The organism is Streptomyces solicavernae (assembly GCF_029968095.1).
In the GTDB taxonomy this organism is placed as follows: domain Bacteria; phylum Actinomycetota; class Actinomycetes; order Streptomycetales; family Streptomycetaceae; genus Streptomyces; species Streptomyces solicavernae.
Genome location: NZ_JASCIR010000019.1, coordinates 55,150 through 79,626, shown reverse-complemented (window position 1 = coordinate 79,626; position 24,477 = coordinate 55,150). Strand labels below are relative to the sequence as shown.

The window sequence follows — 24,477 nt, the reverse complement described above, 5'->3', positions numbered from 1 at the left end:
GATCAAGCGCCGCAACTCCTGGTCCTGTGGAGCAGTTTGGAGTGCTCGCCACCCTGTCAAGGTGGAGGCCGCGGGTTCAAATCCCGTCAGGACCGCACAGATTCGAAGCCCGCATCCCTCGGATGCGGGCTTCGCTGCGTCTTGACTCCGCCACCCGCCACCCGCCACCGGCACTCCGGGCGGACACCCAGGACGAAAGTCCCGCCCCTTCCCGACCAATGCGCCCCTCATGGCGCCGGCCGCGATGGCACGCTGGGCACGGAGGGGATGGGGAGGGGATGGGGATACGGAGGGGGCACGGAGGGGGCGTACGGCCGACGGCCCGGTGCGCGTGATCTCCCTTAGCTCAGAAGCAACTTGAGTAACAAGCTGTGCCTCGTGTGACGGGTGTCACCGAACTGGTTTTGGAAACACCGGAACTTACAACCGCCCTACAAGGGGTCAATTTAATATGTGCAATTGCACTGACCCCCAGGAGTGCCGGGCGCTCTTCCGGCGGACTCCCACCGGACTCCCACAGACCCCCTCAGGCTCCAACACCACTCCCGCGACCAGGCGTTCAAGGGCCGCCCAGAAGGCACAAAAAAGATCGCGCCGGACCCGGCGGAGTCCAGCGCGATCGACGACGTACCCAAGATGCACGGGCGCGGAGCCTGTTGGGGCAGGCTCCCGTCATATGGAGCTGTTCGGGCGGCTTTCGGGTTGGGGGACCCTGAACTGCCCGGTCATGCAGTGCCAGGCTGTGTTTCAGGCCTCGCTGCGCTGCTGCGGGATCCCCGCAAGAAGCGCGCGGACCTCAGCCTCGCGGTAACGGCGGTGCCCACCCAGCGTGCGGATGGACGTGAGCTTGCCGGCCTTCGCCCAGCGCGTGACCGTCTTCGGGTCGACGCGGAACATCGTGGCGACCTCAGCCGGGGTCAGCAGCGGCTCGGCATCAGGGGTGCGAGCGGTCATGAGCGGCCTCCTCGGGTGAACCGAACCATCTCGGTTCATTCCTCTAAATTCTGCACCTTGACCCACGTTGCCCGAAATGGGAGACGCGGGTCGAGTCGGTTATAGGACGAACGGCTTGTCCTCGGCACTACAACTACACCATCCGTCCAGCCGCGTCGGCCAAACCGATGGAATTGCCCTCTCAGGTGTCCATCAGCGGCGGAAGCCAATGGACCGTGCCATAGCGGACAGTCACGCCACTGTGACGATCAGTCACAGGGTGATCAGCAGTCATCAGGCCCCCCATAGAGTGCAATGCCGAGCACTCCGACCATAATTGGACGGATGGAGTCCTCCCCGGACTCCTTGTCCTATTTTGGCACGAGGGTAGGGGAAGAGGGCAAGGGCGATGTAAGTGCGGTCCATCACGCTTGAGACAAACGCCCGGATCGGGACCTAGGTCCTCACGCTCCTCCGACGATAGGCCCACCCCGCGGACGCACCCGCCCGAGGCATTGGCCCCGAAGGGTCCGGTTCTTGAGGATAACTACTAGCTTGCGAACTGCCGCTCGCGGACCGCGCGCCACCGTTCCACGAGCCGCGCATAGGCCTCACCGGCCCGGACCCCGTCCCCGTCCCGCAACGCCTCGACGCCCTCCGCGACATCCGCCGCCGAGTGGTCCGCATCGAGGAGGTCGGCCGGAAGGGCGTGCACCAGACCGCCGTAGTCGAGCTCGACGAGCGAGCGCGGGTGGAACTCCTCCAGCCAACGCCCCACATCTACCAGGCCGTCGATCAGCGCCCCCTCGTCCAGGGCCTCCCGCAGCGTCCTGAGCGCCCGCGCGACCCGGCGCCGCGCCTCCACCATCGGCGTCCGGTAACGCAGGGACGGCGCCCCGGCCTCCGTGGCGGCGTCCCCCGCCCCCTTCTCGTAACTCCGCTCCCCGTCGGCGACGAGCGCGAACCAGTGCAGCGGTACGTGCCAGGTCGCCGTGCGGATCCACGGGCGGGCATCCGGGTTCCGCTCGCGCCACTCCTCGTAGTCCGCGCTCGCCTGCAGGCGCACCACGGGCGGCAGGACCGCGTCGAGCACCGGCAGCGGCAGCTCCTCGGCCAGATCGCCGAGTGCCTGCCAGCCGCGCAGCCGGGTGCGCCAGGGACAGACGCAGAGCACTCCGTCGGCGTACGCCACGAACGCGTCCGCGCTCTCGTGCGCCGGCACCGCCAGCGGCGGCGTCGGCAGCAAGTCACCCAGGGAACGGCGGAGTTCGACCTGGTACGTCGGACGCTCGGACCGCTCCGCGTAGCGCGCCCAGTGACCGCGCTCGGGCTCGGGAAAGGCGGCCAGGGGCTCGTACACGCGCAGGTAGGCGGCGTAGGGGACACAGAGCGATGCAGGCGGGGTCGCTTCGGGCACGACTTGCTCCCTCCCCTCACGGCAGCCGGGAAAACCCTGCCGATCGTCCCACGGTCCGGCGCACCATGGAGTGATCCACGACACTGCCTCCCGGGAGTGCCATGACAGGTCGTACTCTCTTGCTCACGCGGCCCACAGCCGCCCACCACAGCTCGCCCCACCCTCCGCCCGCCACAAGCGGGCGGCGAGCCAGAGCTGGTTCCATCCGCCGCTACCCACCTGGGAGTCACCACCGTGACCGAAGTGACCGGCGCACCTGCCGACGTACTGCACACCCTGTTCCACTCGGACCAGGGCGGCCATGAGCAGGTCGTGCTCTGTCAGGACCGCGCCAGCGGCCTCAAGGCCGTCATCGCGATCCACTCCACCGCCCTGGGCCCCGCCCTCGGCGGCACCCGCTTCTACCCGTACGCGAGCGAGGCCGAGGCGGTCGCCGACGCGCTCAACCTCGCGCGCGGGATGTCGTACAAGAACGCCATGGCCGGGCTCGATCACGGCGGTGGCAAGGCCGTGATCATCGGCGACCCGGAGAAGATCAAGAGCGAGGAGCTGCTGCTCGCCTACGGCCGGTTCGTGGCCTCTCTCGGCGGCCGTTACGTCACCGCCTGCGATGTCGGTACGTACGTGGCCGACATGGACGTCGTGGCCCGCGAGTGCCGCTGGACCACCGGCCGCTCCCCCGAGAACGGCGGCGCCGGCGACTCCTCCGTGCTCACCGCGTACGGCGTCTTCCAGGGCATGCGCGCCTCCGCGCAGCACCTGTGGGGCGACCCGTCGCTGCGCGGGCGCAAGGTCGGCATCGCCGGGGTCGGCAAGGTCGGCCACCACCTCGTCGAGCACCTGCTTGAGGACGGCGCCGAGGTCGTCATCACCGATGTGCGCGAGGAGTCGGTGCGCCGGATCCTCGAACGGCACCCGGAGGGCCGCGTCACCGCCGTCGCCGACACCGAGGCGCTCATCCGCGTGGAGGGGCTCGACGTGTACGCGCCGTGCGCGCTCGGCGGCGCCCTGAACGACGCGTCGGTCCCGGCGCTCACCGCCAAGGTGGTGTGCGGCGCGGCCAACAACCAGCTGGAGCACCCGGGCGTGGAGAAGGACCTCGCCGACCGCGGGATCCTCTACGCCCCGGACTACGTGGTGAACGCCGGTGGCGTGATCCAGGTCGCCGACGAGCTGCACGGCTTCGACTTCGACCGCTGCAAGGCCAAGGCGTCCAAGATCTTCGACACCACGCTCGCCATATTCGCACGTGCGAAGTCGGACGGGATTCCGCCCGCCGCGGCGGCCGACCGGATCGCCGAGCAGCGCATCGCGGAGGCCCGCCGGGCCCGCTGAGGCGATCACTCCGGGTGACCTTCCGGCGGGGGCTGTCTCATCACGTGGACATGACGAGACAAGGCTCACCCCCGTCGGCGGGTCGCTCGCCAAGAAGAGGTTAAAATCGCCTGTGACCAGCGAGGACGAAGCTCCTCCAGGGTCTGAGGGCAAGGCGCGTACCGTGGGCGGCGTACCGTATGGCCGCCGAAGCAGGTACCGTTGAAGCCCTACGGACCGGTCTCTCCGAGGAGAGCCCGTTCTGAATCATGAACGCGTGTCAAGACTCTGGGGCCGTCGAGCCCCGTATCCGAGGGGGTCGAGCCATGGGGCGCGGCCGGGCAAAGGCCAAGCAGACGAAGGTCGCCCGCCAGCTGAAGTACAGCAGCGGCGGGACTGACCTGTCGCGTCTGGCCAATGAGCTGGGCGCATCGACTTCGAGCCAGCCGCCGAACGGCGAGCCGTTCGAGGACGACGAGGACGAAGACGACCCGTACGCCCAGTACGCGGATCTCTATAACGACGACGATGAGGACGAGGACGACGAGTCCGGTCCTTCGTCGCAACAACGCCGCGGCGCGTAACCAGCTCGCCGCACCTTCGCACTTCACCCGGTCCCGGGTTCGCCGGACCGGGTTTCGTGCTGCCGTTTTACGGTACGAGCGGTCGTACGTTCAGGCCGTGCGTGCCGGGTGGGTACCTTCGGCGCGCACGGCCTGACGAGGAGTCTCAGGCGTCAGGCGTAGTCGCCCGTGAGCGTCGCACCCGTCTCGTGGTCGCCGCGCTCGGTGATCCGGCCCGCGACCCAGGCGTCCACGCCGCGGTCGGCGAGGGTGGCGAGGGCGACGTCGACGGACGTCTCGGGGACCACGGCGATCATGCCGACGCCCATGTTCAGCGTCTTCTCCAGCTCCAGGCGCTCGACCTGTCCGGCCTTGCCGACGAGGTCGAAGACCGGGCCCGGCGTCCAGGTGGAGCGGTCGACCGTGGCGTGCAGGTTGTCCGGGACGACCCGGGCGAGGTTGTTCGCGAGGCCGCCGCCGGTGACGTGGCTGAAGGCGTGCACCTCGGTCGTACGGGTCAGGGCCAGGCAGTCCAGGGAGTAGATCCGCGTGGGCTCCAGGAGCTCTTCGCCGAGGGTGCGGCCGAACTCGGCGACCTGCTCGTCGAGCGACATCTTCGCGCGGTCGAACAGCACGTGCCGGACCAGCGAGTAGCCGTTGGAGTGCAGGCCGGAGGAGGCCATGGCGAGGACCACGTCGCCGCTCCGGATGCGGTCGGCGCCGAGGACCCGGTCGGCCTCGACGACGCCGGTACCGGCGCCCGCCACGTCGAAGTCGTCCGCGCCGAGCAGGCCCGGGTGCTCCGCGGTCTCGCCGCCGACCAGGGCGCAGCCGGCCAGGACGCAGCCCTCGGCGATGCCCTTGACGATCGCGGCGACGCGCTCGGGGTGGACCTTGCCGACGCAGATGTAGTCGGTCATGAACAGCGGCTCGGCACCGCAGACCACCAGGTCGTCGACGACCATGCCGACGAGGTCGTGGCCGATGGTGTCGTACACGCCGAGCTTGCGGGCGAGGTCGACCTTCGTGCCGACGCCGTCGGTGGCGGAGGCGAGGAGCGGGCGCTCGTACCGCTTCAGGGCGGAGGCGTCGAAGAGGCCGGCGAAGCCGCCGAGGCCGCCGAGGCCGGTGGTCTCGGGGCGCTGGGTCTTCTTCACCCACTCCTTCATCAGCTCGACGGCGCGGTCGCCCGCTTCGATGTCGACGCCCGCGGCTGCGTAGCTGGCACCAGTGGTCTCGGACATGGCGGGGAGAACCTTCGTGTCGTTACTGCGGGTGTTACTGCGGGTGTCTGCGGCTGCCTGCTGCGGGTGTCCGCGGCAGGTGTCCGCGGCTGCTACGGGTGTCCGCGGCTGCTACGGGCGCCGGATCGCGTCGGTCGCGGCCGTGGTGGCGGCGCCCGCGGCGAGCTCGGTCTCAAGCAGCTGCTTGCCGAGCAGCTCGGGGTCGGGGAGCTCCATCGGGTACTCGCCGTCGAAGCAGGCCCGGCAGAGGTTCGGCTTCGCGATGGTGGTCGCCTCGATCATCCCGTCGATGGAGATGTACGAGAGGGAGTCGGCGCCCATGGACTTGCCGATCTCCTCGACCGAGAGGCCGTTGGCGATCAGCTCGGCGCGGGTCGCGAAGTCGATGCCGAAGAAGCAGGGCCACTTCACGGGCGGCGAGGAGATGCGCACGTGCACCTCGGCGGCGCCGGCCTCGCGGAGCATCCGGACGAGGGCACGCTGGGTGTTGCCGCGCACGATCGAGTCGTCGACGACGACCAGGCGCTTGCCCTTGATGACTTCCTTGAGCGGGTTCAGCTTCAGCCGGATGCCGAGCTGGCGGATCGTCTGCGAGGGCTGGATGAAGGTCCGGCCGACGTAGGCGTTCTTGACCAGGCCCACGCCGTACGGGATGCCGCTGGCTTCGGCGTATCCGACGGCGGCGGGGGTGCCGGACTCCGGCGTGGCTATCACCAGGTCGGCGTCGGCGGGGGCTTCCTCGGCGAGCTTGCGGCCCATCTCCACGCGGGAGAGGTAGACGTTCCGGCCGGCGATGTCGGTGTCGGGGCGGGCCAGGTAGACGTACTCGAAGACACAGCCCTTGGGCTTTGCTTCGGCGAATCGGGAGCTGCGCATCCCGTTCTCGTCGATGGCGATCATCTCGCCCGGTTCGACCTCGCGGACGTATGCGGCGCCGCAGATGTCCAGGGCCGCGGACTCCGACGCGATGACCCAGCCGCGCTCCAGGCGGCCGAGGACCAGCGGGCGGATGCCCTGCGGGTCGCGGGCCGCGTACAGCGTCTGCTCGTCCATGAAGACGAGGGAGAAGGCGCCCTTGACGTGCGGCAGCACCTGCGGAGCGGCTTCCTCCACGGTCAGCGGCTTGCCGTCGGCGTCCGTCTGGCCGGCGAGCAGGGCGGTGACCAGGTCGGTGTCGTTGGTCGCGGCGACCTGCGTCGAGCGGCCGTTCTCCTTGGGGAGGCCGGCGACCATCTCGGCGAGCTGGGCCGTGTTGACCAGGTTGCCGTTGTGGCCGAGCGCGATCGAGCCGTGCGCGGTCGCACGGAACGTCGGCTGCGCGTTCTCCCACACCGAGGCTCCGGTGGTGGAGTAGCGGGCATGACCGACCGCGATATGACCCTGGAGGGAACCCAGGGAGGTTTCGTCGAAGACCTGCGAGACCAGACCCATGTCCTTGAAGACCAGGATCTGGGACCCGTTGCTCACTGCGATGCCCGCGGACTCCTGTCCACGGTGCTGCAGGGCATACAGTCCGAAATAGGTGAGCTTGGCGACCTCTTCGCCGGGAGCCCAGACACCGAAGACGCCGCAAGCGTCCTGGGGGCCTTTCTCGCCGGGGAGCAGGTCGTGGTTGAGTCGTCCATCACCACGCACGCCACCGAGTGTAGGCGAGATCGACCACTGGTCCGAATTGGGGACCCCGGTCAACACGCGTAGGTGACACAGCTCGCACTTCAGGCGCCATGAACGGGTACGCGGCGTGGCCTGCGCCCTGTCGCGCCGCAGCCGTCGGCGTACCCGCAGTGAGGGCGGGCGGGTCCGAGGGCTCGGCCCCCGGACCCCCGCCGTCTACTTCTTCGCGTCGGCCGCGTCCGCCGCGTGCGCGTCGAGGCCGAGGCCGTCCTTGCCGGTGAGGTGCAGGGTGCGGTGCTCGATCTCGTACGTCACCGTCGAGTCGAACAGCTTGACCAGGTTCTGCTCGGCCTTCATGACGTCGTCGTCGCACATCTTGCGGGTGAGGCGCGGGGTGCCGAGCTCGATCTTGCCGTCGGTGACCTTCGCCTCGGCGTTGACCGTGTTGCAGCCGAGGTTGCCGCTGACCGTGCCGGCCTTCTCGTCGAAGACCAGGTGGGCCTTCCCGTCCTTGGCGGCGCTCTCGGGCAGGGAGGTCGCCACCTCCTTCTCGACGACCGCGGTCAGCAGCCACTTGGTGCCGGCCAGCTCGGCGGGCGGCTCCGAGGTGAGGGTGATCGAGTCGCCCTTGGCCGTGGTGAGGGTCAGCTTGTCGCCCTTCACGGTGGCCTTGAGCTTGCCGTTGAGCGCCTCGGTCAGCTTGGCCTCCAGGGCGTCGATCTCGTCGCCGCAGGACATCTCCGTCTTGGCGATCTTGTCTACGGTGATGGTGTCGCCCTTGATCTGCGCGACACCGCCGAATCCGTTGCAGCCGAAGTTGCCCGAGGCGCGGCCCTTCTTGTCGAAGGAGACGTACGCCTTGGTGCCCGGGGCGTCGATCTTCTTGCCGCCGGACGTGAAGCTGTCCACGGTCCAGTGCGTGCCGGTCACGGGCACGCTGGGTTCGGCCGGGGCGGCTCCGGCGTCGGTCTTGTCGGCTCCGCAGGCCGTGAGCAGCCCCAAGGCCGCTGCGGCACTGACGGCTCCGACGGTGCTGAGGGTCTTTCGCTGCGTGTGCATGCCGGTGTGACGGAGGAGGTGGGGCGATCGGTTCCGTTCTCTTTCCGGTCACTTCTCACCGGCGATCGCTCCTGGCCCGTCGCCCGCGCCCTGACCACGAGGCCCGTGTCCCCAACCTCACAGGGCAGTACACCTAGCCCATGACCGGCAGCACCGCCGACAGATCGGCCCGCTCGCCGCTCGCCGTGACCTTCGCCGCGTCGACTGCGGTGGCCCACTCCGTACGTCCCGTCGCGAGCCGGATCCACGTCAGCGGGTCCGTCTCCACCACGTTGGGCGGGGTGCCGCGGGTGTGGCGCGGGCCCTCGATGCACTGGACCACGGCGTACGGCGGAATCCGCACCTCCGTCGCACCGCCGGGCGCCTTCGCCGCGAGCGCGTCCGCGAGGAACCGGGTGCAGGCGGCGACGGCCTGGCGGTCCAGCGGGACGTCGATACCGGCCGCCCGGTTCAAGTCGTCGGTGTGGACGACGAGTTCGACGGTACGGGTCACCAGGAAGTCACCCAGGGCCATGGCGCCGAGCCGTGTCGCCAGCGTGCGGTGCGGCTCGGCCTTGGCGAGGCGGTCGTCGAAGTCCGCCAGGGTCCGCGCGAACAGCTCGTCCAGCTGCTCCGGGGCGCGCGCGGCGAGTTCGGGGACGACATCGGCCAACGCCCCGGCGAACTTGAAGGTGGCCGGCGGCCAGTCCAGGAGTCCCAGGCCGGGCTTGGCCGGCTCGGCGTCGTCGAGGTGCCGGACCACGGCGGACACCGCCATGTCGAGGTGCACCAGGAGGTCGCGCACCGTCCAGGGCTCCAGGTGCGTGGGCCGTGCGAGCTGCTCGGGCGTGAGGTGGTTCGCGGCCTCCCGTACGGCACCGAACTGGGCCCGGACGGCCGCGGCGGTCTTCTTCGGGTCGTATGTACGCGGGCGCTTCTTCGCAGGCGGCATGCCGGAAACCCTACGTCCGGGGTACGACACCCGTGGGTGAACGCACTTCGGCCCCGCCCGGAACCACCGGGCGGGGCCGAAACCGCGTACGTACGAGAGGAACCTCAGGCGAGCAGCCCGGGCACCGTCTCCTCGTGGGCCGTGCGCAGCTCGCTCAGCGGGATGCCGAACTCGCCCTGCACCTCGACCACCGCGTCCGCCCCGGAGCCGTCGACGACGCCGATCCGCGTGGCCGGAAGGCCGCGCGCCCCGCACATGTCCGTGAACCGGAGCTCCTCGCTGCGCGGCACCGCGACGACCGCGCGGCCCGCCGACTCGGAGAGCAGGAACGTGAACGCGTCCAGACCGTCGGGCACGACGAGCCGCGCACCGTGGCCGCCGCGCAGGCAGGACTCGACGACCGCCTGGACGACACCGCCGTCGGACAGGTCGTGCGCGGCGTCGATCATGCCGTCGCGCGAGCCGGAGATCAGGATCTCGGCGAGCAGCTTCTCCCGGTCCAGGTCGACCTGCGGCGGCAGCCCGCCCAGGTGCTCGTGGACCACCTGCGACCAGGCCGAACCGCCGAACTCCTCGCGGGTGTCGCCCAGGAGGTAGAGCAGCTGGCCCTCTTCGGCGAAGGCGATCGGCGTACGCCGGGTCACGTCGTCGATCACACCGAGCACCGCGACGACCGGCGTCGGGTGGATCGCCGTCTCCCCGGTCTGGTTGTAGAGGGAGACGTTGCCGCCGGTCACCGGGGTGCCGAGCGCCTGGCAGGCGTCCGCCAGACCACGGGTCGCCTCGGCGAACTGCCACATGACGCCCGGGTCCTCCGGCGAGCCGAAGTTCAGGCAGTCGGAGACGGCGAGCGGCTTGGCGCCGGAGGCGGCGACATTGCGGTACGACTCGGCGAGCGCCAGCTGCGCGCCCGTGTACGGGTCGAGCTTCGCGTACCGGCCGTTGCCGTCGGTCGACACGGCCACGCCGAGGTTGGTCTCCTCGTCGATCCGCACCATGCCGGAGTCCTCCGGCTGCGCGAGGATCGTGTTGCCCTGCACGAAACGGTCGTACTGGTCGGTGACCCACGCCTTGGAGGCCTGGTTCGGGGAGGCGACCAGCTTGAGGATCTGCTCGCGCAGCTCGTCCGCGTTCGCCGGACGGGCCAGCTTCCCCGCGTCGTCGGCCTGCAGTGCGTCCTGCCACTCCGGGCGGGCGTACGGCCGGTGGTACGTCGGGCCCTCGTGGGCCACGGACCGCGGCGGTACGTCGACGATCTGCTCGCCGTGCCAGAAGATCTCCAGGCGCTCGCCCTCGGTCACCTCACCGATGACGGTGGCGATGACGTCCCACTTCTCGCAGATCTCCAGGAAGCGGTCGACGTTGCCGGGCTCGACGACCGCGCACATGCGTTCCTGCGACTCGCTCATGAGGATCTCCTCAGGAGAGAGCGTCGCGTCCCGCAGCGGCACGGTGTCCAGCTCGACGCGCATTCCGCCGGACCCGGCCGAGGCCAGCTCGCTGGTGGCGCAGGAGAGTCCGGCGCCGCCGAGGTCCTGGATGCCCGCGACGAGGTCCTCGCGGAAGATCTCCAGGGTGCACTCGATGAGCAGCTTCTCCTGGAACGGGTCGCCGACCTGGACGGCCGGACGGCGCGAGGGACCGGTCGAGTCGAAGGTCTCGCTCGCCAGGACCGAGACGCCGCCGATGCCGTCGCCGCCCGTGCGGGCGCCGTACAGGATGACCTTGTTGCCGGTGCCGGAGGCCTTGGCGAGGTGGATGTCCTCGTGCTTCATGACGCCCACGCAGAGCGCGTTGACCAGCGGGTTGCCCTGGTAGCAGGGGTCGAAGACGACCTCGCCGCCGATGTTGGGCAGGCCCAGGCAGTTGCCGTAGCCGCCGATGCCCGCGACGACGCCCGGCAGGACGCGCTTGGTGTCGGGGTGGTCCGCCGCGCCGAAGCGCAGCGGGTCCATGACGGCGACCGGGCGCGCGCCCATCGCGAGGATGTCGCGCACGATGCCGCCGACGCCGGTCGCGGCGCCCTGGTACGGCTCGATGTACGAGGGGTGGTTGTGCGACTCCACCTTGAAGGTGACCGCGTAGCCCTGGCCGACGTCGACGACACCGGCGTTCTCGCCGATGCCGACGAGCAGCGCATCGTTCTCGGGCGCCTTCTCGCCGAACTGCTTGAGGTGCACCTTGGACGACTTGTACGAGCAGTGCTCGGACCACATCACCGAGTACATGGCGAGCTCGGCGCCGGTGGGACGGCGGTCGAGGATCTCGCGGATGCGCTCGTACTCGTCCTGCTTGAGGCCGAGTTCCTTCCAGGGCTGCTCGGACTCGGGGGTCTCGGCGGCGTGCTTGACCGTGTCGAGCGTCATGCGTGGGCCCCCTTGAGGAGGTTCTTCAGGATCGAGGTGAAGAAGCCGAGCCCGTCGGTGCGGCCGGTGCCGACCAGCGGCTCGACGGCGTGCTCGGGGTGCGGCATCAGACCGACGACGTTGCCCGCCGCGTTGCTGATGCCCGCGATGTCACGGAGCGAGCCGTTGGGATTCAGGTCGAGGTACCGGAAGGCGACGCGGCCCTCGGCCTCCAGCATGTCCAGGGTGCGCTCGTCGGCGACGTACCGGCCGTCGATGTTCTTCAGCGGTACGGAGATCTCCTGGCCGGCCGTGTAGTCGGAGGTCCAGGCGGTGTTGTCCGTCTCGACGCGCAGCTTCTGGTCGCGGCAGACGAAGTGCAGGTGGTTGTTCCGCAGCATCGCGCCGGGCAGCAAGTGCGTTTCCGTCAGCACCTGAAAGCCATTGCAGATGCCCAGAACCGGCATTCCGCCCTTGGCCTGCTCGATGACCGTCTCCATCAGCGGCGAGAACCGGGAGATCGCCCCGGCCCGCAGATAGTCGCCGTAGGAGAAACCGCCGGGAAGAACCACGGCGTCGACCTGCTTCAGGTCCTTGTCACGGTGCCACAGCGGCACCGCTTCGGCGCCGGCGACACGGACCGCGCGCTGGGTGTCACGGTCGTCGAGCGTGCCGGGAAAAGTGACGACTCCGATACGGGCAGTCACTTCGGCTCCCCGGCGGCTGCGTGATCGGGCTCTTCGACCTTGACCACGAAGTCCTCGATGACGGTGTTGGCGAGGAAGGTCTCGGCCATCTCGTGGATACGGGCGAGGGCGGCCTCGTCGACCGGCCCTTCGACCTCCAGCTCGAAGCGCTTCCCTTGACGTACGTCCGCGATGCCCTGGAATCCCAGGCGCGGCAGTGCACGCTGCACCGCCTGTCCCTGGGGGTCGAGGATCTCGGGCTTGAGCATGACGTCGACTACGACGCGTGCCACTGGCACTCCCGGTGTGTGGTGCGTGAGAACGGTTCCTTCAGCGTATCCGACGGAAATTTCTACGCGCATAGATTCGTAGAGTCCTACGTGATGGCCGTCACTTTAGGGAGACACCGGACGCCCACCGGGGAAAATCCAGGGAAAATTCCGTGCAGGCATTGCCACACCCATTGCACACGGACACGCGGAAGGTTTTAGTCGGACTTCCCCATGCATTGCCTCGCCCTGTACAAAGGAAATGGCAATACCTCGGGGCAGTCCGGCCCAACGCCCCGGAAAAACCCGGGGAAGAGCCGCAACACAGCCGAACAGTCGGCCATCACCGCATGTCAGCGCGGTGAGTCCGCATGAAGGGACCGATATTCGTGGCGCAGCGTGTCGTGGTCACTCTCTTTGACGACATCGACGGCGGAGAAGCGGCGGAAACGGTCGCCTTCGGTCTCGACGGCAAGTCGTACGAGATCGACCTCAATCAAGCCAATGCCAAGAAACTGCGCAAGGCACTCGCCCCCTACCTGCAGGCGGGCCGCAAGCAGTCGCGCACCGGCAAGGCCGGCAAGCCGGGCAAGGAGTACAAGCACACCGCGGTGACCGCCGACCCCGCGGCGGTCCGCGCCTGGGCCCGATCGCACAAGATGGAGGTACCGGCCCGCGGGCGCATCCCGAAGAAGGTCTACGAGGCGTTCGAGGCCGCCAACTGACCGTCGCCGTACGGGCGCTGCGGCGGCAGCCCAAGAGGCCGTCGCGGCAGCCGACTTGCACAACACCCCCGCAGGTCGGCTAAAGTCTGGAGCGCGCCGCGGGGCAGGGCCGAGAGGCCGGGCCCCACGGAGAACGCGCGGGTGTAGTTCAGTAGCAGAACACCCTCTTTCCAAGAGGGAGGCGCAGTGTGCAATTCCTGTCACCCGCTCTGCATCGGTTACCGACCACTCCGGTGGATCAGGTAGTCTGGTGCTCGCACCGGTCAGTGGCCCCTCTCTTTCGGGAAGCCGATGATCGGAAGCAATGCGAACGTAGCTCAGTTGGTAGAGCGCAACCTTGCCAAGGTTGAGGTCGCGAGTTCGAACCTCGTCGTTCGCTCAGAGAACGAAGGCCCCGGTCCGACGGACCGGGGCCTTCGTCGTATGCGCCCGGCCCTCTCTGACATTTGTCATGCACGCTCATGACAGCGCGCACTGCCGCCCGACGGCCGGCCGGGAAATCCTGGACCACATGAACACCGATGACCACGTGATCGAAGTCACCGATCTGCGGCGCGTGTACGGGGGCGGGTTCGAGGCCGTACGGGGAATCTCCTTCGCCGTCGGCCGCGGCGAACTCTTCGCCCTGCTCGGCACCAACGGCGCCGGAAAGACCTCCACCGTCGAACTGCTCGAAGGCCTGGCCCGGCCCACCGCGGGACGGGTGCGGGTGCTCGGGCACGACCCGTACGCCGAGCGCGGCCTCGTCCGGCCCCGGATCGGCGTGATGCTTCAGGAAGGCGGCTTCCCCTCCGAGCTGACCGTCGGCGAGGCCGTCCGCATGTGGGCCGGGTGCACCAGCGGCTCCAGGCCCACGGGAGAGGCGCTGGAGCTGGTGGGCCTCGGCCACCGTGCCCGCGTACGCATCAAGCAGCTGTCCGGCGGCGAGAAGCGGCGGCTCGACCTCGCACTCGCCCTGCTCGGCCGGCCCGACGTGCTGTTCCTCGACGAACCCACCACCGGGCTCGACGCCGAAGGGCGCGTCGAGACCTGGGAGCTGGTGCGGGCACTGCGCGCCTCCGGCACCACCGTGCTGCTCACCACCCACTACCTCGAAGAGGCCGAATCGCTCGCCGACCGGCTCGCGATCATGCACGCCGGGCAGCTCGCGGCGAGCGGCACGCCCGCCGAGGTCACCGCCGCCCAGCCCTCCCAGATCACCTTCCAGCTGCCCGAGGGCTACCACCTCGGCGACCTGCCGCCGCTCGGCGCGCTCGGCGTCACGGCGCACGAGACGGAGGGGCGGACCGTGAAACTCCGTACCGACGTGCTCCAACAGGCCGCCACACAGCTGCTGTTGTGGGCCCGGGACGCGGGTGTCGAACTGCGCGGGCTGGACGTGCGGTCGGCCTCGCTCGAAGAGGCGTTCCTGCGGATCGCGCGAGACGTCAAGCAGGAAGCACGGGACGCCCGTGAAGCCGGGGACAAGGAGAAGGTGGCATGAGCGCCGCGACCACGACCACGACCACGACCACAGGATCCGCCACGACGGCCGCCGGACGCCTCGCGGCCCTGGGGAAGGCCGAGTTGACGCTGCTCGGCCGCAGCAAGGGCATGCTCGTCACCGCGATCGTCATCCCGCTGGTGCTGCCGCTCAGTGTCCAGCAGACGCTGAAGGGCGACATGCTGGAGAAGGCGGGCCTCACCATGGGAACCGCCCTGCTGACCGCCGGCATCGGCTTCGCGATGCTGTTCGCGGTGTACTCGGCGCTCGTCAACATCTACGTCGCCCGCCGCGAGGAACTCGTCCTCAAGCGGCTGCGCACCGGCGAGCTGCGCGACCGGGAGATCCTCGCCGGGACCGCGCTGCCCGCCGCCCTCATCGGGCTCGCACAGTGCGTCGTCGTGGCCGTCGCGTGCACGGCGCTCGTCGGCCTGGAGGCCCCCCGGGCACCCCATCTGGCCGTCCTGGGCGTGCTGTTGGGGACGGTGCTCATGGTCGCGCTCGGGGCGGTGACCGCCGCGTTCAGCCGTACCGCGGAGAGCGCGCAGGTCAGCAGCCTGCCGCTGATGTTCGTCTCCATGATCGGCTCCGGCATGACCGTGCCCCTCGAAGTCTTCCCCGACCGCCTTGCCTCCGTACTGGAACTCCTTCCGCTGTCCCCCGCGATGCGGCTCGTGCGGGGCGGCTGGACCGGCGAGCTCTCCGCGTACGAAGCGCTCGGCGCCGCCGCCACGGCGGTGGCCTGGGTACTGCTCGCGGTGTTTGCTGTACAGCGGTGGTTCCGCTGGGAACCCCGGCGCTGAGCGGGAAGTGAGTGGGACGGTGGTCGTGCGGTTCGGCACATGGCGGCAGAGCAGTGCCCTGGAGCGGGTGGACCTCTATACGCGCGCGACCGTGTATGTGCTGGTCTGGGCCGCCGTCCCCGCCGTGATCGCCCTGTCCCTGACCCGGCCGGTCCGGGCGAACGCCCCGGCGGTGCTGATCGCCGCCGTGGTCCTGCTCGCCCTCGCCCTGGGCTGGCGGGCGATCGGGCTGATCCGGAAGGCGTTCCTGCACTACTTGGGCGTGGGCGACATGCCCCGCCGGGAGGTGCGGATGGGCGCCGCGCTCACCGGCGCGCTGCTCGTGGGCCTGCTGGCGCTCGGGGCGTTCACCGGCATGACCGAGTACCCGATGCTGACCACGGCCCTCGGCTGCGCCACCATGCCGTTCCTCTGCGGGTACGCCGTGCTCGTCCCCGTCCGCACGGGCGTACGGCGGATCCTCGCGCTGAACGCGGCGCTGTGCGCGGCCGTGTGGCTGATCAGCGGGAGCGTTCCACTGATGGTGGCCGCGCTGATCGCGCTCACCTTCGCGGGCGGCTGGATGGCGATGACGGTGCGCTGCTCGGCCTGGGTGCTCGGGGTGATGTACCAGCTGCGCGAGGCCCGCGACATCGAGACCCGCCTCGCCGTCGCCGAGGAGCGGCTGCGGTTCGGGCGCGATCTGCACGACGTGCTCGGCCGCAACCTCGCCGTGGTCGCCCTCAAGAGCGAGCTCGCCGTGCAGCTGGCCCGGCGCGGCCGGCCCGAGGCGGTGGAGCAGATGGTCGAGGTCCAGCGGATCGCCCAGGAGTCCCAGCGCGAGGTCCGCGAGGTCGTACGCGGCTACCGCGAGGCCGGACTCGGGGCCGAACTGGTCGGTGCGCAGGGCGTGTTGAAGGCCGCCGGGATCGACTGCCGGGTGCTCGGCGCGCAGGCCGCGGACGAGCTGCCGCCCGCCGTGCACGCGGCGCTCGGCTGGGTCGTCCGGGAGGCGGCCACGAACGTGCTGCGGCACGGCGACGCGGAGCGCTGCACGGTCGCCCTGCGCGTGACCTGCGGCGACTCCCGCACGGCGGTCCTGACGGTCGAGAACGACGGCGTACGGCCGCCGGCCGCCCCCTCCCCGGCGTCCGGCTCGGGCCTCGTCGGCCTGCGCGAGCGGCTCTCCGGCGTGGCCGGCGTCCTGGCGGCGGGCCCGACCGGGGACGGCCACTTCCGCCTGACGGCCCAGGTCCCCCTGACCACGGGCGCCGATGAGAGATCCGTACGAGAGGAAGCCCGGTGACCGCCGTACGCGTACTGCTCGCCGACGACGAGCATCTGATCCGGGGCGCGCTCGCCGCACTGCTCGCGCTTGAGGACGACCTGAGCGTGATCGCCGAGGCCGCCTCGGGGCCCGAGGCGCTCGCCATGGCGCGGGCGCACCGGCCGGACGTCGCGGTCCTCGATCTGCAGATGCCGGGCGCCGACGGTGTGAGTGTGGCCACATCCCTGCGGTCCGAACTCCCCGGCTGCCGGACCATGATCGTGACCAGCCACGGCCGCCCCGGGCACCTCAAACGGGCCCTCGCGGCGGGCGTGCGCGGCTTCGTGCCGAAGACCGTCAGCGCCCAGCGGCTCGCCGAGATCATCCGCACCGTGCACGCCGGAAACCGTTATGTGGACCCGGAGTTGGCGGCCGACGCGATCGCCTCCGGGGACTCCCCGCTGACCGCGCGGGAGGCCGAAGTGCTCGAATTCGCGGCCGACGGGGCGCCCGTCGCGGAGATCGCGGAGCGGGCCGCGCTCTCGCAGGGAACGGTCCGCAACTACCTCTCCTCGGCCGTCTCGAAGCTGTCCGCCGAAAACCGACATGCGGCAGTGCGCATCGCACGCGAGCGAGGTTGGCTATAGTGGAGGTGCACCGACGCGGTGCACGCCTTGCGGACGTAGCTCAGTTGGTAGAGCGCAACCTTGCCAAGGTTGAGGTCGCCAGTTCGAACCTGGTCGTCCGCTCCAGATCGAAGCCCCCGGCGCCATCGGCCCGGGGGCTTCGTCGTGTCCGCTCGTGGCGGCTCGTGTCCGCTCGTGGCGGCTCGTGTCCGCTCGTGGCGGCCCATGTCCGCTCGTGGCGGCTCGTGTCCGCTGCTGGTGGTGCCGGGCAGCTTCTCCGCTACCAGCTGGTGCCGGTCAGCTTCTCGTACGCCTCGATGTACTTGCCGCGGGTCCGCTCCACCACCTCGGCGGGCAGCGCGGGCGGCGGCTGCTCGCTCCTGCGGTCCCAGCCGGAGGCCGGGGAGGTCAGCCAGTCCCGGACGTACTGCTTGTCGTACGAGGGCTGCGCACGGCCCGGCTCCCAGGTCGCGGCCGGCCAGAAGCGGGAGGAGTCCGGCGTCAGCACCTCGTCGGCGATCACCAACTCCGCCCCGTCGAAGCCGAACTCGAACTTGGTGTCCGCGAGCAGGATGCCGCGGTCCCGGGCGATGTCGCGGGCCCTGCCGTACACGGCGAGGGTGGTCTGGCGCAGCTGGGCGGCGGTCTCGACGCCGACCTGGCGGGCCACCTCCTCGTAGCTGACGTTCTCGTCGTGCTCGCCGACCTCGGCCTTCGTGGCGGGCGTGAAGATCGGCGCGGGCAGCTCGGAGCCGTCGACCAGGCCCTCGGGCAGGGCGAGGCCGCACACGGTGCGGGACTGCTCGTACTCGACGAGTCCCGAACCCGTCAGATAGCCGCGCGCGACGCACTCCACCGGGACCATCTGCAACGACTTGCAGACCAGGGTGCGGCCCGCCCAGTCGGCCGGGGCGCCCTCGGGCAGCTCCGTGGAGAGCACGTGGTTCGGCACGAGGTCGGTGAGCTGGTCGAACCACCACAGCGACAGCTGCGTGAGCACACGCCCCTTGTCGGGGATCTCGCTGGGCAGCACCCAGTCGTACGCGGACAGGCGGTCGCTGGCGACCATCACGAGGTCGCCCGCCTCGTTCTGGTACAGCTCGCGCACCTTGCCGGTGTGCAGATGCACCAGACCCGGAACCTCGATCGGCTCGGGCTTTTCAACGAATCCGGACACGGTTCCTCCCCGTGGTTTTGGCCAAGTACTCCGCATTCTCCCGTACGCGGGGGCTGGTTTCGGCCAGGGGGCGGGGCGGGCTTGGGCGGGCTTGGGCGGGAGGTGGCGTGGGTGTGGGTTGTGGGTGGGCGTGGGGCGGGGTGTGGGGCCCCGGGCGTGGGGCCGGGCGTGGGGCCGGGCGTGGGGCCGGGCGTGGGGCCGGGCGTGGGTGGGCACGTGGGCCGGGTGTGGGTGGGCGCGGGCTTCAGTCGCGTTTGCAGATGCGGTCGAGGAGGTTGGCCGTGGCGCGCTGGATGCGCGGGTCGACATGGCCGGGGCGGTCCAGGGCCGGGGACCAGGCGAAGGTGCCGGAGGCGAAGACCAGGGCGCCGGAGGGGGCGCGGTAGAGCGAGGTCTCCTGGTGGCGCCGGGCGCCTTCGCCGTCCTCGTACGGGGAGTGGGCGAGGAGGATGCGGCCACGGTGCTCGGGGAGGCGGGTCCGTGGGAAGTAGCGGTCGGCCTCGCCCGCGACCAGGCCGTCCAGCTCGTCGCCCTCCTGCGCCCCGGTCGCCTCCCACAGCCAGTGCTCGGCGTTGCGCACGACCAGCGGGGACGGTTCGGGTACACGGCCCGCGTACTGGATGCCGAGCAGCTGCTGCTCGGCCCGGTCCACCTCGCGCCACCGGGCGGGCCGGCCGGGGCCTCTGCGTTTTCGGCAGGTCAGCAGGCGGTCGGGCACGCCGGACGGGGACGGGCTCAACTCCACCTGCCAGTACAGGGTGTTGGCGGAGAGGAAGACCAGCGAGGTGCCGCCGTCCCTGGCCTGCTCGGCGGTGCGGCGCATGGGCACCGACCAGTACTCGTCGTGCCCGGGGAACACCAGGCCGCGGTACCGGGCCGGGTCGATGCGGCCCGCGTGCAGGTCGCGGGTGTCGGCGTACGCCAGGTCGTATCCGTACCGCTCGGCCCAGCGGATGAAGTCGTACGCGTGGCCTACGTGCAGGGGCAAGCCCGCGCCCGCGTACGGCCGGTCGAAGGAGACCGTGACCGCCGCCTCGCTCTCGCCGAGCAGCCGCCCCTCCTCGTCCCAGGCGTGGTAGAGGCTGGCGCCGGTCCTGCCGTCCTCCGGGTAGAGGTTGTACGCCTGCCAGGTCACGTCCGGGAGCAGCAGGAGCAGGTCGGCGGCGCGGTCGTCGCGGACGGTGAAGGGGATGTGCGAGCGGTAACCGTCGGCGGTGGTGAGGACCGCCACGTACGCCCCGACGTTCCAGTAGCTCGGGATCTGCAGGCGCCAGGAGAGCCACCAGTGGTGGCAGGAGACCGTGCGGTCCGCGGCGAGCGGGGGCGGCTGGACGATGCCGGAGAGGCGCGGGCTGGTGGTGATCTTCGCGGCTCCGTCGCCCGCGTAGTGCCCGATGCGGTAGACGTCGACGCCGAACTCCTGCGGCGGGTCGACCGTCACATGGAAGTCGATCGCCTCCCCCGGCGCCACCGCTCCGGTCGAGGTGAAGCCCTTGATCTGGCGGTGCACGTCGTCGGCGGTGCGGGGGCCAGCGGGGGCGGCCGGGTCGGGGGCGGAGGGGTCGGAGGGGTCGGAGGGGTCGGAGGCGAGGTCCACGTACCAGGGGACGACCTTGCCGGTGTCGCCGAAGTAGTACTCACTGCCGCGCAGCCAGGGCACCGGCCCCTGGCCGAAGGGGTCGGAGACGCCGTGCGCGAGTGCGCCGGACTCCCAGCGCCGGATCGGCCGCGCCGCCATACGGCTCCCCTCCTTTGCTGCGTGCCTTGCTGCGCGCCTTGTTGGTTGCCCCGCTTGGTTCTTGTTGCTTGCCTTGTTGCTTGCCCGCTTTGTGCCTTGTTGCTTGCCTTGTTGCTTGCCTCTCGGCTGGTCTCGGTGCGGTTCCGTCGGCGTGCACAGCACATCACATCACGCATGCACGCCGTCACCCTTCGTCGCGGATTTCCGGGTTTCTCAGGGGTGTTGAGGGCTTGACCCTGACGTTTGTCGGGGGCGCGGGCGACTGCCGGGGGTCGGCTCCGGCCCCGCCCCGGCCCCGCCCCGGCTCCGGCTCCGGCTCCGGCTCCGGCTCCGGCTCCGGCTACGGCTACGGCTACGCCAGGCGTACGGGCTTCTCCGGGCGTACGCCCAGGGTCTTCAGCCAGCCGCGCAGGGGGTCCGGGTCGCCGTCCTCCACGAGGCTGCGGACGCGGGGCGCGAGGTCCGTTGCGCGCTCGCCGGAGACAAGCAGCGTGGGTCCGTCCAGCCAGTCGAGGCCGGGTGCGGCGCCCGCCGTGTCTACGGCGGCGCAGCAGATCATCGCCAGCACGTGGTCCGTGAGCAACTCTCGCCCTGAGCGCGGCGGTTGCAGCGGGAAGAGCGGCAACTGGCCATCGCCCCACAGCGCTTCGTCCGGTCCGCCCCCCGGCGCCGCGGGCACCGGAGCGGCGGCCTCCTCCCGCGCCAGTTCGGCGGTGAGCCGCGCGCCCAGGGCGGCGGTCTCGGCCGACTCGGCCGACTCGGTGGGGTCCGTGGGGTCCGTGGGGTCCGTGGGGTCCGTGGGGTCCGTGAAGTCTGTGGGCTCTGTGAGGTCCGTGGAGTCTGTGGGGTTCGCCGGGTCTGTGGGGTCCGCCGCGTCTGTGGGGTCTCTGTGCTGCGTGTGCTCCACGGGCGCCTGCGGCGCGGTCGTCATCGCCGAGACACTCGCCCTCGCGCGCGTGCCTACGGCTGCGGTGGCCGGGGCCGGCCTGTCGGCGCCGACGTCCGACGCGGGCGGTGCGGCGGGGCCGCCGGAGGGGCCGGTGCCGGAGGACGTGGTGCCGGAGGACGTGGTGCCGGGTCCGGGTGCGGGTGCGGGTGCTGCGGGGCCGCTGGGTCTCGCGGTCAGGTGGTCCATGACGCGGGCGAGCGTGGGCGGTTCCTTGTCGTCCTCGGCCGTGCCCGTGCTCCGTACGCCGAGTTCGTTCAGTACGCGGTGGAGGCGGGCGGCGTCCGTGCGCCACTTCCGGTCGACGACCTCCTCCGGGTACTCCTGCCAGCCGACCGGCGCCCAGTCCGGCCCCCGCTCGGCCGGGCCGCCGTGGAACAGGCGGGCGGCGAGCAGCGACGTCGCCTCGTCCACCACGCCCGGCTCCTCCAGGAGGTCGCAGGCGGGACGCTCGCCGAGCCGGGAGGCGAAGCCCTCCGCGAGCCGGTCGCGCCGGGACAGCTCGGTCAGGGCGGCGACCACTCCGGCGTCCAGGCGGTCCGGCCAGCGGCCCATCCGCCAGGCGGGCAGCGCGACCCTGGTCAGCAGCCGGTCCCAGCCCGCGTACGCCAGGCCGACCTGCTCCTGGGCGACGATCCGCAGGCCGTAGTCCACCGACTGGGCGCGCTCCGCGGCGGCCGCGGCGACACCGCGCTCCATCTCGGCGGCATGCCCGCGGCAGGCCCGCAGCAGCAGCCGGGAGGCCCAGCCGACCCCGGCCAGGACGGCCCGCGGCACCGAGCCCCGGCCCGGCTTCGCGGCCACCGCGACGGCCGCGTCCAGACCCCGCACGAAGCGCCGGGCCGCCGCTATGTCGGGGTGGGCGGAGGGGCCCGTACCGGCGACGACGGGGGCGAGGACCGCGCGCAGCTCGCCGACCCGCATCCACCACAGGAAGGGCGAGCCGATGACAAGGACCGGCGCGGGCGGCATGGCGTCCTGGGCGGCCCCGGGCGCCAGGGCGGAACGGGCGGCGCGGGCGGAGCGGGTGGGCGGCGGGCCCTCAGCGGCGCCGCGGGGCGGGCCGTGCGCCGGATGCGTACGGTCCTCCAGCCAGCTGTCGCAGTCGGGCGTGAGCGCTATCGCGGAGGGCGCCGGTACATCGAGCCGGTCCGCGAGGTCGCGCACCAGTCGGTAGAGATCCGGGGCGGACTCCTCGGCGATCGGGACCGTCGGACTGACGGCGGGCCGCGCCCGGGCGACCACGAGGCCGACGCCCGCCGCCGCGAGCAGCACGAGCAGCGCGGCGCCCGTCACGACCCAGCGCACGACGTCCCAACTCCCGCCGCCGATACGGCCGGTGACGCCTCCGACCAGGAGCACCACGGCGACCGCCGCGGGCAGCAGCGCCACCGCGATCGCGCGGCTGCGCACCCGCAGCACGGCCAGCGCACGGAAGCGCGCCGCCTGCGCGCCCATCTCACCCTCCACACCGGTTCCGGACACGGCCGGACGTCACCCCCTCTGCCCTGCGACGGCTTTGCTCACTCCCCCACTGTGGCACCCGCCACTGACATCGCAATGCCGATGGGCCAAGTGCCGGACTGCTTGCGCGGCACCCTAGTTGGGGCGTCGGAGCACGTCAGCCGGATAGGCCGGCGGTCACTCGATGGAATGGCTTTGGCTAAAGGTGGATGACGATCACGCCCCCGATCAGGCGTCAGATCCGGGCCGGTCCACGAAAAGGCGTACGCGGGGCACACAGGGCACACAGGGCACACAGGGCACACAAGGCACACAGGGCACACAGGGCACACAGGGCACACAGGGCACACAAGGCACACAGGGCACACAAGGCACACAGGGCACACAGGGCACACAGGGCACACAGGGCACACAGGGCACACAAGGCACACAAGGCACACGAGGCACACGGGGCCGCACGCGGCACACGGGAAGCGTGCGGAGCGCGAGGAGCACTCACGGGGCTCCGTGGGGGCGTACGAACGCAGACTGCGCGGGCCCGTGAAGATCACGGTCCCGCGCAGCCGGTGAGGTGGATGTGCCGGTCAGGTCAGCCGGCGGTCGGCGTCCCGGCGGCGGCCTTTGCCGCGATGTCGGTGCGGTGCTGCCCGCCGTCGAGGCGGATCCGGCCCACGGCCGCGTACGCGCGCTCCCGCGCCTGGGCGAGGTCGGTGCCGGTCGCGGTCACGGACAGCACGCGTCCGCCCGCGCTGACGACCGCGTCACCGTCGCGCTTGGTGCCGGCGTGCAGCACGTACGCATGCGGAGCGTCCTGTTCCGCCACCTCGTCGAGGCCGTCGACGGGGTCGCCGGTGCGCGGCGTGCCCGGGTAGTTGTGCGAAGCGACGACCACGGTGACCGCGGCGTCCTCGCTCCAGTTGAGCCGAGGCTCGTCGGCGAGGGTTCCCTCCGCGGCGTGCAGCAGGACTCCGGCCAGCGGGGTCTTGAGGCGGGCCAGGACGACCTGGGTCTCGGGGTCGCCGAAGCGGGCGTTGAACTCGATCACCCGCACACCGCGCGAGGTGATCGCGAGGCCCGCGTACAGCAGTCCGGAGAACGGCGTTCCGCGGCGCCGCAGCTCGTCGACCGTGGGCTGGAGAACGCTCTCCATGACCTCGTCGACCAGCTTCGGGTCGGCCCACGGCAGCGGCGAGTAGGCGCCCATGCCGCCGGTGTTGGGGCCTTCGTCGCCGTCGAGGGCGCGCTTGAAGTCCTGGGCGGGGGTGAGCGGAAGCACCGTCACACCGTCGGTGATCGCGAAGAGGGAGACCTCGGGGCCGTCCAGGAACTCCTCGATCACCACGCGCTCGCAGGCGTTGGCGTGCGCCCGCGCGGCCTCCAGGTCGTCGGTGACGACGACGCCCTTGCCGGCCGCCAGACCGTCGTCCTTCACCACGTACGGAGCGCCGAAGGCGTCGAGCGCCTCGTCGACCTCGGCCGGGGTGGTGCAGACGTACGAGCGGGCCGTGGGCACACCGGCGGCGGCCATGACGTCCTTGGCGAACGCCTTGGAGCCTTCCAGCTGGGCCGCCTCACCGGACGGGCCGAAGCAGGGGATGCCCGCCGCGCGCACGGCGTCGGCGACGCCCGCGACGAGGGGCGCCTCCGGGCCGACCACGACCAGACCGGCGCCGAGCTCAGTGGCGAGCGCGGCCACGGCGGCACCGTCGAGGGCATCGACCGCGTGCAGCTCGGCGACCTCCGCGATGCCGGCGTTGCCGGGCGCGCAGTGCAGGGCGGTGACCGCCGGGTCGAGGGACAGAGAGCGGCACAGGGCGTGTTCGCGGGCGCCGCTGCCGATGACGAGGACCTTCACACGTGCAGCCTAGCCCGAACACCGCGGTGGTTTTGTACG

Annotated in this window: 20 protein-coding genes and 4 tRNA genes; 11 read left to right on the top strand and 13 right to left on the bottom strand. The window is 71.1% G+C overall.

From position 1 onward, the window contains the following. Positions 1-20 precede the first annotated feature (20 nt). Positions 21-95, top strand: a tRNA-Asp gene (locus tag QIS99_RS21405). Between the two features lie 652 nt (positions 96-747). Here the strand turns inward: QIS99_RS21405 and bldC are convergent. Next, positions 748-954 (bottom strand): developmental transcriptional regulator BldC, encoded by a 207-nt coding sequence (gene bldC, locus QIS99_RS21400; RefSeq protein WP_003949541.1) that lies wholly within the window; start codon positions 952-954, stop codon positions 748-750. A gap of 529 nt (positions 955-1,483) precedes the next feature. Further along, a complete protein-coding gene (locus tag QIS99_RS21395) occupies positions 1,484-2,350 on the bottom strand; it encodes a hypothetical protein (RefSeq protein ID WP_282515183.1) in 867 nt (288 codons plus the stop codon). A gap of 234 nt (positions 2,351-2,584) precedes the next feature. On the opposite strand from QIS99_RS21395, the gene QIS99_RS21390 reads away from it, so the two are divergent. Next, the gene (locus tag QIS99_RS21390) at positions 2,585-3,685 is read left to right on the top strand and encodes a Leu/Phe/Val dehydrogenase (protein ID WP_282515182.1); all 1,101 of its coding nucleotides are present in this window, start codon (positions 2,585-2,587) and stop codon (positions 3,683-3,685) included. Between the two features lie 305 nt (positions 3,686-3,990). Next, positions 3,991-4,248, top strand: a complete 258-nt coding sequence (locus QIS99_RS21385; protein ID WP_282515181.1) for a DUF3073 domain-containing protein — start codon at positions 3,991-3,993, stop codon at positions 4,246-4,248. Between the two features lie 152 nt (positions 4,249-4,400). Here the strand turns inward: QIS99_RS21385 and purM are convergent, their stop codons facing one another. From purM to purS, 7 genes are all read right to left on the bottom strand, one after another. Further along, positions 4,401-5,471: a phosphoribosylformylglycinamidine cyclo-ligase gene (gene purM / locus QIS99_RS21380; RefSeq protein WP_282515180.1), complete on the bottom strand. Its 1,071-nt coding sequence runs from the start codon at positions 5,469-5,471 to the stop codon at positions 4,401-4,403. Between the two features lie 111 nt (positions 5,472-5,582). Then, positions 5,583-7,106: an amidophosphoribosyltransferase gene (gene purF, locus QIS99_RS21375; protein ID WP_282515179.1), complete on the bottom strand. Its 1,524-nt coding sequence runs from the start codon at positions 7,104-7,106 to the stop codon at positions 5,583-5,585. A gap of 195 nt (positions 7,107-7,301) precedes the next feature. Further along, a complete protein-coding gene (locus QIS99_RS21370) occupies positions 7,302-8,144 on the bottom strand; it encodes an META domain-containing protein (RefSeq protein ID WP_282515178.1) in 843 nt (280 codons plus the stop codon). Between the two features lie 133 nt (positions 8,145-8,277). Further along, positions 8,278-9,075 carry a maleylpyruvate isomerase family mycothiol-dependent enzyme gene (locus tag QIS99_RS21365; RefSeq protein ID WP_282515177.1) on the bottom strand — a complete coding sequence of 266 codons (798 nt, stop codon included), beginning with the start codon at positions 9,073-9,075 and terminating at the stop codon, positions 8,278-8,280. A gap of 104 nt (positions 9,076-9,179) precedes the next feature. Next, positions 9,180-11,441: a phosphoribosylformylglycinamidine synthase subunit PurL gene (gene purL, locus QIS99_RS21360; RefSeq protein ID WP_282515176.1), complete on the bottom strand. Its 2,262-nt coding sequence runs from the start codon at positions 11,439-11,441 to the stop codon at positions 9,180-9,182. Next, positions 11,438-12,127 (bottom strand): phosphoribosylformylglycinamidine synthase subunit PurQ, encoded by a 690-nt coding sequence (gene purQ, locus QIS99_RS21355; protein ID WP_282515175.1) that lies wholly within the window; start codon positions 12,125-12,127, stop codon positions 11,438-11,440. The genes purL and purQ overlap by 4 nt, the downstream gene beginning before the upstream one ends. Next, complete coding sequence (gene purS, locus QIS99_RS21350; protein WP_282515174.1) at positions 12,124-12,399, bottom strand: phosphoribosylformylglycinamidine synthase subunit PurS; 276 nt, start codon at positions 12,397-12,399, stop codon at positions 12,124-12,126. The genes purQ and purS overlap by 4 nt, the downstream gene beginning before the upstream one ends. Positions 12,400-12,764: 365 nt before the next feature. Here purS and QIS99_RS21345 point away from each other — a divergent pair, with 365 nt between their 5' ends. From QIS99_RS21345 to QIS99_RS21310, 8 genes are all read left to right on the top strand, one after another. Continuing rightward, on the top strand, positions 12,765-13,100 hold the full coding sequence (locus QIS99_RS21345) for a histone-like nucleoid-structuring protein Lsr2 (protein ID WP_282515214.1): 336 nt from the start codon (positions 12,765-12,767) through the stop codon (positions 13,098-13,100). A 137-nt stretch (positions 13,101-13,237) separates the two neighbouring features. After that, positions 13,238-13,309 (top strand) — tRNA-Gly (locus QIS99_RS21340). Between the two features lie 97 nt (positions 13,310-13,406). Continuing rightward, positions 13,407-13,479 (top strand) — tRNA-Gly (locus QIS99_RS21335). A gap of 132 nt (positions 13,480-13,611) precedes the next feature. Next, positions 13,612-14,583, top strand: a complete 972-nt coding sequence (locus QIS99_RS21330) for an ABC transporter ATP-binding protein (protein WP_282515173.1) — start codon at positions 13,612-13,614, stop codon at positions 14,581-14,583. Continuing rightward, complete coding sequence (locus tag QIS99_RS21325) at positions 14,580-15,386, top strand: ABC transporter permease (RefSeq protein ID WP_282515172.1); 807 nt, start codon at positions 14,580-14,582, stop codon at positions 15,384-15,386. The genes QIS99_RS21330 and QIS99_RS21325 overlap by 4 nt, the downstream gene beginning before the upstream one ends. Before the next feature lie 7 nt (positions 15,387-15,393). Next, positions 15,394-16,671 (top strand): sensor histidine kinase, encoded by a 1,278-nt coding sequence (locus QIS99_RS21320; RefSeq protein ID WP_282515171.1) that lies wholly within the window; start codon positions 15,394-15,396, stop codon positions 16,669-16,671. Continuing rightward, positions 16,668-17,279 carry a response regulator transcription factor gene (locus QIS99_RS21315; RefSeq protein WP_282515170.1) on the top strand — a complete coding sequence of 204 codons (612 nt, stop codon included), beginning with the start codon at positions 16,668-16,670 and terminating at the stop codon, positions 17,277-17,279. Before QIS99_RS21320 ends, QIS99_RS21315 begins: the two co-directional genes overlap by 4 nt. A 29-nt stretch (positions 17,280-17,308) precedes the next feature. After that, positions 17,309-17,384: transfer RNA gene (locus QIS99_RS21310), tRNA-Gly, on the top strand. A gap of 154 nt (positions 17,385-17,538) precedes the next feature. Here the strand turns inward: QIS99_RS21310 and QIS99_RS21305 are convergent. The 4 genes from QIS99_RS21305 to purD form a co-directional block, all read right to left on the bottom strand. Next, entirely contained in the window at positions 17,539-18,435 is an 897-nt protein-coding gene (locus tag QIS99_RS21305) for a phosphoribosylaminoimidazolesuccinocarboxamide synthase (RefSeq protein ID WP_282515169.1), read from the bottom strand. A 244-nt stretch (positions 18,436-18,679) separates the two neighbouring features. Then, positions 18,680-20,173: a N,N-dimethylformamidase beta subunit family domain-containing protein gene (locus QIS99_RS21300; RefSeq protein WP_282515168.1), complete on the bottom strand. Its 1,494-nt coding sequence runs from the start codon at positions 20,171-20,173 to the stop codon at positions 18,680-18,682. Positions 20,174-20,525: 352 nt separating this feature from the next. Next, a complete protein-coding gene (locus QIS99_RS21295) occupies positions 20,526-22,577 on the bottom strand; it encodes a hypothetical protein (RefSeq protein ID WP_282515213.1) in 2,052 nt (683 codons plus the stop codon). Positions 22,578-23,172: 595 nt separating this feature from the next. Further along, positions 23,173-24,438, bottom strand: coding sequence for a phosphoribosylamine--glycine ligase (gene purD, locus QIS99_RS21290; RefSeq protein WP_282515167.1), 1,266 nt, complete (start codon positions 24,436-24,438; stop codon positions 23,173-23,175). Positions 24,439-24,477: the final 39 nt, after the last annotated feature.

Bases quoted from the DNA above. Each gene is read 5' to 3' on its own strand.
- QIS99_RS21385 (WP_282515181.1), top strand. From the start codon at position 3,991: ATGGGGCGCGGCCGGGCAAAGGCCAAGCAGACGAAGGTCGCCCGCCAG.
- bldC (WP_003949541.1), bottom strand. From the start codon at position 954: ATGACCGCTCGCACCCCTGATGCCGAGCCGCTGCTGACCCCGGCTGAG.
- QIS99_RS21365 (WP_282515177.1), bottom strand. From the start codon at position 9,075: ATGCCGCCTGCGAAGAAGCGCCCGCGTACATACGACCCGAAGAAGACC.
- QIS99_RS21330 (WP_282515173.1), top strand. From the start codon at position 13,612: ATGAACACCGATGACCACGTGATCGAAGTCACCGATCTGCGGCGCGTG.
- purL (WP_282515176.1), bottom strand. From the start codon at position 11,441: ATGACGCTCGACACGGTCAAGCACGCCGCCGAGACCCCCGAGTCCGAG.
- QIS99_RS21300 (WP_282515168.1), bottom strand. From the start codon at position 20,173: ATGGCGGCGCGGCCGATCCGGCGCTGGGAGTCCGGCGCACTCGCGCAC.
- purM (WP_282515180.1), bottom strand. From the start codon at position 5,471: ATGTCCGAGACCACTGGTGCCAGCTACGCAGCCGCGGGCGTCGACATC.
- QIS99_RS21370 (WP_282515178.1), bottom strand. From the start codon at position 8,144: ATGCACACGCAGCGAAAGACCCTCAGCACCGTCGGAGCCGTCAGTGCC.
- QIS99_RS21325 (WP_282515172.1), top strand. From the start codon at position 14,580: ATGAGCGCCGCGACCACGACCACGACCACGACCACAGGATCCGCCACG.
- QIS99_RS21295 (WP_282515213.1), bottom strand. From the start codon at position 22,577: ATGGGCGCGCAGGCGGCGCGCTTCCGTGCGCTGGCCGTGCTGCGGGTG.